Here is an 11,768-nt window from a genome sequence, read left to right as displayed (position 1 = left end):
TTGCGACTGCTTCGCAGCCGGTCGGGGATAAATCCCCTCACCACAGGGCACTCCCACAGTTTTCAGCGTTGCCAGTGAGTTTTCGGTCTTAGAGGAAAAACTTCATGAGATTCATGCGCAACATGGCAGGCCTGCTGCTCGGCGGCGCTTTGCTCTGCGCCGCCGTGCCGGCACTGGCCGCCGGCAGCTACGCACTGACGGTGTACGGCGAGGCGCCGAAGTATCCGGCGGGTTTCCAGCATTTCGATTTCGTCGATCCCGACGCGCCCAAGGGCGGTTCGCTCAGTCGCGCGTCGATGGAGATCGGCCAGTACAACTACATCACTCCGTATGCCGATCAGGGCATTTCCGTGGTGCAGGTCAACGACTGGGTGTATGCGCCGCTGGCGTTCCGTTCGCTCGACGAGCCGTACACTGTTTACGGGCTGGTCGCGCAACAGATGGAGCGCGATCCCGAAGGCCTCTGGGTGCGCTTCACCCTGAACCCCAAGGCGCGCTTCGCCGATGGCACGCCGATCACCGCCGAAGACGTGCGCTACACCTTCAACCTGCTGATGACCAAGGGCAGCCTGAGCTATCGCCAGCAATACGCCGACGTGCAGGACGTGCTGATCGAGAATCCGCAGCAGATTCGTTTCACCTTCAAGAACAACCTCAACCGCACACTGGCGCTGGATCTGGCGACACTGCGCGTGGTGCCCGAACACTGGTGGAAGACTCGCGATTTCGCCAACGGCGGTGGCTTCGAACCCCCGCTGGGCAGCGGCCCGTACCGCGTGAGCAAAGTCGATGCCGGGCGCAGCATCAGTTTCCAGCGCGACCCGGACTGGTGGGGCAAGGACCTGCCGGTCAGTCGCGGGATGTACAACTTCGACACGCTGACGGTGAATTTCTACGGTGACACCGACGTGGCGCGCCAGCTGTTGCAGGCCGGCGCTTTCGACTACAACCGCGAGTTTTCCTCGTCCGGTTATGTGGTGGGTTACGACAGTCCGGCACTGCGTGATGGGCGTTTGCAACAGGCGATCCTCGCTCCGGAAAAACCCACCGCCGCCCAAGGCTTCGTGTTCAACCTGCAAAACCCGATCTTTCAGGATCGCCGCGTGCGTCAGGCGATCAGCCTGCTGTGGGATTTCGAATGGACCAACAAGCAGATGATGCGTGGTTTCTACGTGCGCCAGAACAGCTTCTGGCCCAAGAGTGAAATGGCCGCCACCGCCCTGCCCGACGCCGAGGAACTGAAGATCCTCGAACCGTTGCGCGGGCAGATTCCCGACGAGGTGTTCACCACGGTGTATCAGGCGCCGAAAACCGATGGCAGCGGCTACATCCGCGACAAGCAGCTGCAAGCTCTGAAGCTGCTCGCCGAGGCCGGCTGGACGCCGCAACACAGCCGACTGGTCAACGCCGCCGGTGAGCCTCTGGAGTTCACCTTCCTCGACGGTCAGGGCGGTTTTGATCGCATGCTGCTGCCGTTCAAACGCACCCTCGCGCAGATCGGCATCACCCTCAATCTGCGCCGGATCGACTCGGCGCAATACGTCAATCGGCTCAACGCCCGCGACTACGACATGATCGTCACCAGTTTCCCGCGCAGTGGCGATCCAATCGTCTCCCCCGGCCGCGAGTTGTACAGCCTGTATGCCTCACAAAGTGCCACGCAAGTCGGCAGTTCGAACTCGATGGTGCTGGCCAACCCGGCGGTCGATCAACTGATCGACGGTCTCGTCCAGGCCAACAGCCGCGACGCCATGGTGCATTACGCCCGCGCCCTCGACCGGGTGCTGCAATGGGGTTACTACATGATTCCCAACTACTACTCCAAAGGCACGCCGACGGTGTATCAGAACCGCTTCGGCATGCCGGCGGTGCAACCGGCGTACGACGAAGGCCTCAACACCTGGTGGGAGGTCTCGGCCAAGCCGTTGACCACGCAGCAGATGCACGCCCAGTTCGCGGGGGGGCAGTGACATGCTGCGTTATCTGAGTCGACGTCTGTTGCTGATCATTCCCACGCTGCTGTGCATTCTGGTGGTCAATTTCGTGATTGTGCAGGCCGCACCGGGTGGCCCGGTCGAGCAAGCCATTGCCCGTCTGCAAGGTTTCGGCGGGCACGGCATGGGCGGTGGTGGCGAAGTCGCCGCGACGGGTGGTGCCGGGCGCAGCAGTCGCGGGCTGGACCCGGCGCTGATCGAGGAAATCAAGCATCACTACGGTTTCGACAAACCGATGCACGAACGCCTGTGGCTGATGCTGAAAAACTACGCACAGCTGGATCTGGGCAGCAGTTTCTTTCGTGGCGCCAAGGTCACCGATCTGATCCTGCAGAAACTGCCGGTGTCGTTGTCGCTCGGCCTGTGGGCAACGCTGATCACTTACCTGATTTCGATCCCGCTGGGCATCCGCAAAGCGATCAGCAACGGCAGCGCATTCGATGTCTGGAGCAGCACCGCAATCATTATCGGCTATGCGATGCCAGCGTTTCTGTTTGCGATGCTGCTGATCGTGGTGTTCGCCGGCGGCAGCTACGTCAACTGGTTTCCGGTGCAGGGCCTGGTGTCGGATAACTTCGACAGCTTCAGCACCTTGGGCAAGGTCGGCGACTACCTCTGGCACCTGGTGTTGCCGGTTACAGCACTGGTGATCGGCGGGTTCGCCACCCTGACCATCCTCACCAAAAACAGCTTCCTCAACGAGATCAGCCGCCAGTACGTGATCACCGCGCGGGCCAAGGGTCTGACCGAGCGCCGCGTGCTCTACGGCCACGTGTTTCGCAACGCGATGCTGCTGGTGGTGGCCGGGGTGCCCTCGGCGCTGATCGAGGTGTTTTTCGCCGGTTCCTTGCTGATCGAAACCATCTTCAACCTCGACGGCCTCGGGCGCATGAGTTACGAAGCGGCGGTGTCGCGTGACTACCCGGTGGTGTTCGGCGCGCTGTTTCTGTTCACCCTGTTTGGCCTGCTGATCAAGCTGATCGGTGACCTCTGCTACACCCTGCTCGACCCGCGCATCGACTTCTCGGCGAGGACTGCCTGATGTTCACACTCTCTCCTCTGGGTCAGCGCCGGGTCGCGCAGTTCAAGGCCAACCGCCGTGGACGCTGGTCGCTGTGGCTGTTCATTGGCCTGTGCCTGATCTGCCTCGGCGGCGAACTGATTGCCAACGACAAGCCGTTGGTGATCCGCTACCACGGCGCCTGGTACTTCCCGATCCTCAGCGAATACCTGGAAACCGATTTCGGCGGCGAACTGCCGTTCCAGCCGGATTACGCCAGCGCTTACGTGCACGGGCTGATTGAGGATCAGGGCGGCTGGATGCTGTTTCCGCCGATCCCGTTCAGCTACGACACGGTCAATTACGACCTGACTGAACCGGCACCCAGCCCACCCTCTTCCAGCAATTGGCTGGGCACCGACGATCAGGCGCGGGACGTATTGGCGCGGGTGATTTTCGGCACACGGATTTCAATTCTGTTTGCGCTGATCCTCACCGGCATCAGTGCGTTGGTCGGCATCGTTGCCGGGGCGTTGCAGGGTTATTACGGCGGTTGGGTGGATTTGCTCGGGCAACGGGTGCTGGAGATCTGGTCGGGACTGCCGGTGCTGTATCTACTGATCATCTTGTCCGGGTTTGTCTCGCCAAGTTTCTGGTGGCTGCTGGGGATCATGGCGCTGTTTTCCTGGCTCGCTTTGGTGGATGTGGTGCGCGCCGAGTTTCTGCGTGGACGCAATCTGGAATACGTCAAAGCCGCGCGGGCGCTGGGGCTGACCGACAGCGAACTGATGTTGCGGCACATCCTGCCCAACGCGATGACCTCCACCCTGACCTACTTGCCGTTCATTCTGACCGGCGCCATCGCCACCCTCACCGCGCTGGATTTCCTCGGTTTCGGCATGCCCGCCGGGACCGCCTCGCCGGGTGAACTGATCGGCCAGGCCAAGCGCAACCTGCAAGCGCCATGGCTGGGGCTGACGGCATTTTTTGCCTTGGCGCTGATTCTGTCGTTGTTGGTATTCATCGGCGAGGCTTGCCGTGATGCGTTTGATCCACGATCTTGATCCGAGGGGCTGACATGAGCGACAACCTGATGGAAATCCGCGACCTGCGTGTCGCCTTCGCCGGGCAGGAAGTGGTGCACGGTCTGAACCTCGACATTCGTCGTGGCGAATGCCTGGCGCTGGTCGGCGAGTCCGGCTCGGGCAAGTCGGTCACGGCGCATTCGATTTTGCGTCTGTTGCCGGGCAAAACCGTCAGCAGCAGCGGTTCGATCGCTTATGACGGGGTGAACTTGCTGCACGCCAGCGAGCAGCAGATGCGTGGTTTGCGCGGCAACCGGATTGCGATGATTTTCCAGGAGCCGATGACCTCGCTCAATCCTCTGCACACCGTGGAACGACAGGTCAGCGAAGTGCTGGAGATTCACAAGGGCCTCAAGGGTCGCGCCGCCCGTGAGCGCACGTTGGAGCTGCTGGAACTGGTGGGCATTCGCCAACCGCTACAGCGTTTGAAAGCCTATCCGCATCAGCTCTCCGGCGGTCAGCGGCAACGGGTGATGATTGCGATGGCACTGGCCAATGAGCCGGAACTGCTGATCGCCGATGAGCCGACCACGGCGCTGGACGTGACCGTGCAGCAGAAAATTCTCGAGCTGCTGATCGAGCTGCAACAGCGGCTCGGCATGTCGATGCTGCTGATCAGTCACGATCTGAATCTGGTGCGGCGCATCGCGCAAAGGGTGTGCGTGATGCGCCACGGCGAAATCGTCGAACAGGCTGACTGCGAGACGCTGTTTCGCGCCCCGCAGCACCCTTACAGTCGCTTGCTGATCGAGGCGGAACCCAGCGGAGCGCCGGTGCCCAGTCCGTACGAACACAACCTGCTGGAAGTCGATGATCTCAAGGTCTGGTTTCCCCTGCCCAAGGGCTTGTTCAGTCGTTCACAGGCGTACGTCAAAGCGGTGGACGGGGTCAGTTTCCGCCTGCAACGCGGCAAGACCCTGGGGATTGTCGGCGAGTCCGGTTCGGGCAAATCGACGCTGGGCCAGGCGATCCTGCGGCTGGTGGAATCCGAGGGCGATATCCGCTTCGGCAACAAGCAACTGAGCCTGCTCAATCAGCGTTTGATGCGGCCCTTGCGCCGGCAGATACAGGTGGTGTTCCAGGATCCGTTCGGCAGCCTGAGTCCAAGGATGTCGGTGCAGCAGATCATTGCCGAAGGCTTGCTGACCCACGGCATCGGCACCGAGGCCGAGCGCGAAGCAGCAGTGATTCGCGTACTCGAAGAAGTCGGCCTTGACCCGAACAGTCGTCATCGCTACCCCCACGAATTTTCCGGCGGCCAGCGCCAGCGCATTTCCATCGCCCGCGCGCTGGTGCTGGAGCCGGCGCTGATCCTGCTCGACGAACCAACCTCGGCGCTGGATCGCACGGTGCAGAAACAAGTGGTGGAGCTGTTGCGGCAACTGCAGATCAGGCATGGGCTGACCTATCTGTTCATCAGCCATGACCTGGCGGTGGTGCATGCGCTGGCGCATGACTTGCTGGTGATCAAGGATGGCAAGGTGGTGGAACAGGGTTCGTCGCGGGAGATTTTTGCCGCGCCAACCCACCCCTACACCCAGGAACTGCTGAAAGCCTCCGGCCTGAGCGTCCCCCGTAAAACCGCCGAACTTGTGTAGGAGCTGCCGCAGGCTGCGATCTGTTGATGGTGTTTTTCAGGAGCAAAAGATCGCAGCCTGCGGCAGCTCCTACAGGGGATTGGCGGGGTTTGAAAAATATTTTTCAGGCACTGCATCCAAACGCCTCCGCCACGGGTAGTCCCTGTAACAGCCCTCTTCGGCTGTCAGCGGTCTACCCCTTTCGGAGATAACACTGATGAACATCACTCAACTGATTGGCCTCACCGGTTTGCTCGCCCTGTCCTCGACAACCTTCGCCCAAAGCAGCTACCCCGATGCGATCAAAGTCCCGGAAGGCCACAAGATCGCGATGGAAACCACCGGGGTCGGCGAGATCACTTACGAATGCCGCGACAAGCCCAATGCCGCCGGGCAGACCGAATGGACCTTCGTCGGCCCTAAAGCGGTGCTCAATGATCGCAGCGGCAAGCAGGTCGGCACCTACTTCGGCCCGCCCGCCACCTGGCAGGCCAAGGACGGTTCGAAAGTCACCGGCACGCAATTGGCCGTCGCTCCGTCGAGCCCGGGCAACCTGCCCTATCAACTGGTCAAGGCCAACCCGGCTGAAGGCAAAGGCGCGATGAGTGGCGTGAGCTACATCCAGCGTGTCGCGCTCAAGGGCGGCGTGGCGCCGGGCAGTGAATGCACAGCAGCGAACAAGGGCAAGCAGGAAGTGGTGAAGTATCAGGCCGACTACATTTTCTGGGCGGCGAACTAGTTCCTTGATGTCCCTATGGGAGCGAACTTGTGGCGAGGGGATTCATCCCCGATGGGGCGCGAAGCGCCCCAAAATCCGGCAACTGCGGAGTCAAGAATTCACCGCAACCAACGGTTACGGCTGCTGTGCAGCCGGTCGGGGATGAATCCCCTCACCACAAAGGCTCGCTCCCACAGTAGAAGACTGTGTTGTCTGGATGTTTGCGGAATGTGAGCTAGATTGCACCCCATGTCTTTGCCTGAACCGTTGTTTGATTACGAAGCCCGCCTCGCTGCCTGTGCCCGCGGCGAGCAGTCGGCCCTGCGCGATTTGTACGTGCAGGAAGGCCCGCGCCTGCTCGGCGTTGCAAAACGACTGGTACGTGACGCGGCGCTGGCCGAAGACATCGTGCATGAGGCGTTTATCAAGATCTGGAACGGTGCGGCGCAGTTCGATCCGGCACGCGGTTCAGCGCGGGGCTGGATGTTCAGCGTGACCCGGCATCTGGCGCTGAATCTGCTGCGCAATCAGGCTCGGGAGACGCCGTTCAGCGAAGATCATGAAATGCCTGCCGAAGAAAATGACGGCTTCGATGCCCAGGCGCATTCGGCGCGGATCCATCGTTGTCTGGAACAACTCGACCCGCAGCGGCGAAGCTGCATTCTCCACGCCTATGTCGACGGCTACAGTCATGCACAGATTTCCGCGCGCCTGGACACGCCGCTGGGCACGGTCAAAGCCTGGATCAAACGCAGCCTCAACGCTTTGCGGGAGTGCATGGGATGACCACTGAATCGGCGCAGGAACGTGATGAACTGGCCAGTGAGTACGTGCTCGGCACCCTGTCGGCGCCGGAGCGTGAAGCGCTGCAACAGCGCTTGCCCCACGACCCCGAACTGCAAGCGGCGGTGGATGCCTGGGAGCGACGCTTGCTCGACCTGACCGAATTTGCCGGGACGCAGCAGCCTTCGCCGCACTTGTGGCCGCGCATCGAGCGCAGTGTCGAGCGGTTCGCGCAAAAAGCGCCGGCTGCGCCGTCAACCTCGTGGTGGAATCTGCTGCCGCTGTGGCGCGGCTTGAGTGCGGCCGGCTTGGTCGCCACATTGGTTTTGGGCTCGATCCTGCTGACCCAGACCCCGCCGAAACCGAATTATCTGGTGGTGCTGGTCGCCCCGCAGGACAAGGCGCCAGGCTGGGTGATTCAGGCCAGCAATCCGCGTGAAATCCAGTTAATCCCGCTGGGCGTGGTCGAAGTGCCGGCGGACAAGGCGCTGGAGTTCTGGACCAAGGCTGACGGCTGGCAAGGGCCGGTGTCGCTGGGGCTGGTCAAACCGGGGCAGACGCTCTCGGTGCCGCTGGACAAATTGCCGCCGCTGCAACCGAATCAGCTGTTCGAACTGACGCTGGAAGGCGCCAATGGCTCGCCGATCGGTAAACCGACCGGGCCGATTCAGGCCATTGGCCGAGCCGTCAAAGTGCTTTGAACCGGCGTCAACCGGCCTTGGCCATGCAGCGCTTGTAGCGCTCATCCACGCGTTTGGCGAACCACGCCGTGGTCAGCTTGCGGGTAATTTTCGGACTCTGCAGCACGATCCCCGGCAACACCGCACGTGGCAAGGTCTTGCCTTCAGCCTGCTCGGCGAGTTCGAACACGCGCTGGTAGAGTTTGGTTTCTTCGAATTCCAGGGTCTTGCCCTTCTCCAGTTGATCGCGAATGGTCGGGTTGCGCATGCCCAGCGACTTGCCGAGGGTGCGCACCGCCAGTTCGGTGCTGCCAGGCATGATCGAGTCGTAGCGAATCAAGTCGCCATCCAGCGCCAGCGGGATGCCCGAAGCTCGGCTGACGGCGTTCTGGAACGCGGCATTGCGGCTGGCGTACCAGCCTGCGTTGAAATCGGCGAAGCGGTACAGCGGCTCGCGATAACTCACCGGGTAGCCAAGTAAATGCGCGATACCGAAGTAAATGCCGCCACGGCGGGTGAACACTTCGTGGCGGATCGTGCCGTCTACCGGGTACGGATACTCCTTGGCGTGCTGCTCGGCGAATTCGATGCTGACCTGCATCGGTCCGGCGGTGTGTACCGGGTTGAAGCCGCCGAACAAGGTGCGGCCCATCGGCACTCTGCCGATGAAGTCGTCAAAAATGGCGCTGAGTTCTTTTTCACTGCGTGCCGCGTTCAGGCGTTCGCTGTAGGTCTTGCCGTTGGTGGAGCGCACTTGCAGAGCGCCACTGACCAACAGACTGGGAATATGCACTTTGGCGGCACGACGGTCGATTTCGTCGCGGGCGATCTTGCCCAGGCCCGGCACCGTGGGGTCTACCTGGAAGGTGGATTCCTGCTCGGCCACGGCCAGCACCGAACACAGATTCTGCGTGGTCGGGCTGATGTTCTGTGCGGCGAACGCGGCATAGATGTCGGTGGCCCAGCCTTGCCGATCAGCCGTCTTGGCCGGCATCAACCGGACGATTTCGGCCTTCACTTCGGCCGGCGCACGCGGTGCCGGCTCCTGGCTGCGCTGGCCGGCGCAACCGGCGAGCACCAGCAGCGCGGCGAGGGTAATAAGTAATCGCATGTTGCTTCATCCAATCCAGTAAGCCAGAACCACCATACACAATCCCTGTAGGAGCTGCCGCAGGCTGCGATCTTTTGACGTTGTTTTTGAAAGACAAGATCAAAAGATCGCAGCCTGCGGCAGCTCCTACAGGTGAAGGTGCTTTCCGGTGTGATGACAAACTGATTGCAAAACGTTACTGCGAACTCCTATCATTTGCACCTGGAGTCGTATTTGCGCAAGGAGTTCCCGCGCCGTCCTTTTTTTCTCACCGGCCGTACGCCTCCAGGTATCGACATGCCCGCTTCAGCTCGACTCGCCGTCCCGTTTCGCCCCACGCTTCTCGCCCTGCTGTGCTCCCTGACTGTCACCGCTCACGCTGCCGATGAAAACGGCAAGGAGCTGGTGCTCGACAACGTCAACATCAACGCCCAAGCGCCAACGTCCAACGCCCTGCCCCCGGTCTACGCCGGTGGTCAGGTCGCCCGTGGTGGTCAGCTCGGCGTGCTCGGCAATCAGGACATGATGGACGTGCCGTTCAGCGCCGCGTCGTACACCGAACAGCTGATTCAGGACCAGCAAGCGGAAAACGTTGCCGACGTCCTGCTCAACGATGCCTCGGTGCGTCAGGCCTCGGGCTTCTCCAACCAGGCGCAGGTGTTCATGATCCGCGGCTTGCCGCTAAACGGCGACGACATTTCCTATAACGGCCTGTACGGCGTGCTGCCCCGGCAGATCATTTCCACCGACGCTCTGGAGCGCGTGGAAGTGTTCAAAGGCCCCAACGCCTTCATCAACGGCGTGACCCCGACCGGCTCCGGCATCGGTGGCGGCGTCAACCTGCAGCCCAAGCGTGCCGGCGACGAGCCGCTGCGCCGCTACACCACCGACATCAACAGCGAAGGCCGCATCGGTCAGCACTTCGACATCGGCCAGCGTTTCGGCGAAGACAACCGCTTCGGCGCGCGGATCAACCTGTCCCAGCGCGAAGGTGACACCGGCATCGACCACGAAAACCAGCGTTCGAAACTGTTCAGCATCGGCCTTGATTATCGCGGTGACGCGCTGCGTATTTCCGGCGACTTCGCCTATCAGAAGGAACGCGTCAACGGTGGCCGCAACTCGGTCAACCTCGGCACTGCCACGCACATTCCGGACGCGCCGTCGGCAGACACGAATTACGCGCCGAAGTGGGGTTACACCGACATCGAAGACACCTTCGGCATGCTCCGCGCCGAATACGACCTCAACGACAACTGGACCGCGTACGTCGCTGGCGGCGCCAAGCACACCCGCGAAGTCGGGCGCTACAACTCGACCACCCTGGTGGGCAACAATGGCGCCTCGTACACCACCGGCTCGTTCATCCCCCACGACGAGGACAACACCAGCCTGATGGCCGGCCTGAACGGCAAGTTCAACACCGGCGCGGTCAGCCACAAACTCAACTTCGGCCTCAGCGGTCTGTGGGCGGAACAGCGCAGCGCCTACGATTTCGACCTGACCAAGTACGCCAACAACATCTACCACCCGGTGGAAACGCCGTCGCCGGTCGGCAATTTTTCCGGCGGCGATCTCAATGACCCGGGCATCGTCGGCAAGACCTTCAACCGCAGCCTCGCGCTCTCCGACACCCTCGGTTTCTTCGATGATCGCCTGCTGATCACCGCTGGCCTGCGTCGCCAGCAACTGGTGGTGCAAGGCTACAACTACGCCAGTTACGGCAGCGGCAGCCGCAAGTCGAGCTACGACGAATCGATCACCACGCCGGTCTACGGCATCGTGTTCAAGCCGTGGGAACACGTGTCGTTCTACGCCAACCACATCGAAGGCTTGGCCCAGGGGCCGACCTCACCAGCCAGCACCGGCGGCTTGCGCGTGACCAACGGCAACGAAGTCTACGCACCGGCCCGCTCCAAGCAGACCGAGGCCGGGGTCAAGGTCGACATGGGCACCTACGGCGCGAGCCTGGGCGTGTATCGCATCGAGCAGCCGAGCGACGGTTACTGCGAAATCAACAGCGCCACCACCTGCACCTACGTGCGTGAAGGCGAGCAGATCAACAAAGGCGTGGAAATGAACGTGTTCGGCGAGCCGATCAATGGCCTGCGCCTGATCAGCGGCCTGACGCTGATGGACACCGAACTGCGCAACACCCAGAACGGCGCCAACGACGGCAACCGCGCCATTGGCGTGCCGAGCTTCCAGTTCAACGCCGGCGCCGATTGGGATGTACCGGGCCTGCAAGGCGTGGCGCTGAATGCGCGGATGCTGCGTACCGGCGGCCAGTACGCCGACGCGGCCAACAACCTCAGCCTGCCGACCTGGAACCGCTTCGACGCGGGTGCGCGTTATGCGTTCAAGGTCTCGCAGAAAGACGTGACCCTGCGCCTGGGCGTCGAAAACCTGGCGAACAAGAAGTATTGGGAATCGGCGCAAGGCGGCTATCTGACCCAGGGTGAGCCACGGGTGGCGAAGTTGTCGGGCACTATCGATTTTTAAAGCTGAGAAGCCCTCACCCTCAAAAGCCCCTCACCCTAGCCCTCTCCCGTAGGGAGAGGGGACTGACCGCGGTGTTCTTTCGAGTCACGCCGACGTGTGCCACCGAGTCGAACTAAGGTTTTGAAAGGCACCCAAATCGGCTCCCTTTCCCCCTCGCCCCCTTTGGGGGAGAGGGCTGGGGTGAGGGGGCAAATTTCACTGTCACCAAATCTCCTGCCAAACACCCGAAAAAAGGCCCCACAACCCCACCGCTGCGGGGCCTTTTTCCGTCTGACCGATCAACTGGCTACCCTTTCCATCTGATCCATACTTGCTGCACAGCCAACGGAGGACAGGCCC

The 11,768-nt window shown here is 61.7% G+C and carries 9 protein-coding genes; 8 read left to right on the top strand and 1 reads right to left on the bottom strand.

The genetic code is table 11. From position 1 onward, the window contains the following. Positions 1-104: 104 nt before the first annotated feature. The 7 genes from JN524_RS14460 to JN524_RS14430 all read left to right on the top strand — a co-directional run bounded on the left by JN524_RS14460 (position 105) and on the right by JN524_RS14430 (position 7,858). The gene (locus JN524_RS14460; protein ID WP_202369759.1) at positions 105-1,970 is read left to right on the top strand and encodes an extracellular solute-binding protein; all 1,866 of its coding nucleotides are present in this window, start codon (positions 105-107) and stop codon (positions 1,968-1,970) included. 1 nt (position 1,971) lies between these two features. Continuing rightward, positions 1,972-3,036, top strand: a complete 1,065-nt coding sequence (locus JN524_RS14455; RefSeq protein ID WP_202369758.1) for a microcin C ABC transporter permease YejB — start codon at positions 1,972-1,974, stop codon at positions 3,034-3,036. Then, on the top strand, positions 3,036-4,058 hold the full coding sequence (locus tag JN524_RS14450; protein WP_202369757.1) for an ABC transporter permease: 1,023 nt from the start codon (positions 3,036-3,038) through the stop codon (positions 4,056-4,058). Before JN524_RS14455 ends, JN524_RS14450 begins: the two co-directional genes overlap by 1 nt. 14 nt (positions 4,059-4,072) lie before the next feature. After that, a complete protein-coding gene (locus JN524_RS14445) occupies positions 4,073-5,677 on the top strand; it encodes an ABC transporter ATP-binding protein (protein ID WP_202369756.1) in 1,605 nt (534 codons plus the stop codon). A 196-nt stretch (positions 5,678-5,873) separates the two neighbouring features. After that, positions 5,874-6,395 carry a DUF3455 domain-containing protein gene (locus JN524_RS14440; RefSeq protein WP_027613866.1) on the top strand — a complete coding sequence of 174 codons (522 nt, stop codon included), beginning with the start codon at positions 5,874-5,876 and terminating at the stop codon, positions 6,393-6,395. 228 nt (positions 6,396-6,623) lie between these two features. Beyond that, positions 6,624-7,160: a sigma-70 family RNA polymerase sigma factor gene (locus tag JN524_RS14435; protein WP_202369755.1), complete on the top strand. Its 537-nt coding sequence runs from the start codon at positions 6,624-6,626 to the stop codon at positions 7,158-7,160. After that, the gene (locus JN524_RS14430) at positions 7,157-7,858 is read left to right on the top strand and encodes an anti-sigma factor (protein ID WP_202369754.1); all 702 of its coding nucleotides are present in this window, start codon (positions 7,157-7,159) and stop codon (positions 7,856-7,858) included. Before JN524_RS14435 ends, JN524_RS14430 begins: the two co-directional genes overlap by 4 nt. 7 nt (positions 7,859-7,865) lie before the next feature. On the opposite strand, the gene JN524_RS14425 is transcribed toward JN524_RS14430, so the two are convergent. Then, positions 7,866-8,948, bottom strand: a complete 1,083-nt coding sequence (locus JN524_RS14425) for a DUF1615 domain-containing protein (protein ID WP_202369753.1) — start codon at positions 8,946-8,948, stop codon at positions 7,866-7,868. A 276-nt stretch (positions 8,949-9,224) separates the two neighbouring features. On the opposite strand from JN524_RS14425, the gene JN524_RS14420 reads away from it, so the two are divergent. Continuing rightward, entirely contained in the window at positions 9,225-11,429 is a 2,205-nt protein-coding gene (locus tag JN524_RS14420) for a TonB-dependent receptor (RefSeq protein WP_202369752.1), read from the top strand. Positions 11,430-11,768 lie beyond the last annotated feature (339 nt).

It is taken from the genome of Pseudomonas sp. MWU318, from assembly GCF_016756945.1.
In the GTDB taxonomy this organism is placed as follows: domain Bacteria; phylum Pseudomonadota; class Gammaproteobacteria; order Pseudomonadales; family Pseudomonadaceae; genus Aquipseudomonas; species Aquipseudomonas putida_A.
Note: the sequence above shows the minus strand (reverse complement) of the source record. Positions and strands in the feature narration are given on the sequence as shown.

What these genes read in the sequence shown, in the direction of transcription:
- JN524_RS14430 (WP_202369754.1), top strand. Translation starts at nt 7,157, where the DNA reads ATGACCACTGAATCGGCGCAGGAACGTGATGAACTGGCCAGTGAGTAC.
- JN524_RS14440 (WP_027613866.1), top strand. Translation starts at nt 5,874, where the DNA reads ATGAACATCACTCAACTGATTGGCCTCACCGGTTTGCTCGCCCTGTCC.
- JN524_RS14445 (WP_202369756.1), top strand. Translation starts at nt 4,073, where the DNA reads ATGAGCGACAACCTGATGGAAATCCGCGACCTGCGTGTCGCCTTCGCC.
- JN524_RS14460 (WP_202369759.1), top strand. Translation starts at nt 105, where the DNA reads ATGAGATTCATGCGCAACATGGCAGGCCTGCTGCTCGGCGGCGCTTTG.
- JN524_RS14425 (WP_202369753.1), bottom strand. Translation starts at nt 8,948, where the DNA reads ATGCGATTACTTATTACCCTCGCCGCGCTGCTGGTGCTCGCCGGTTGC.
- JN524_RS14450 (WP_202369757.1), top strand. Translation starts at nt 3,036, where the DNA reads ATGTTCACACTCTCTCCTCTGGGTCAGCGCCGGGTCGCGCAGTTCAAG.
- JN524_RS14435 (WP_202369755.1), top strand. Translation starts at nt 6,624, where the DNA reads ATGTCTTTGCCTGAACCGTTGTTTGATTACGAAGCCCGCCTCGCTGCC.
- JN524_RS14455 (WP_202369758.1), top strand. Translation starts at nt 1,972, where the DNA reads ATGCTGCGTTATCTGAGTCGACGTCTGTTGCTGATCATTCCCACGCTG.
- JN524_RS14420 (WP_202369752.1), top strand. Translation starts at nt 9,225, where the DNA reads ATGCCCGCTTCAGCTCGACTCGCCGTCCCGTTTCGCCCCACGCTTCTC.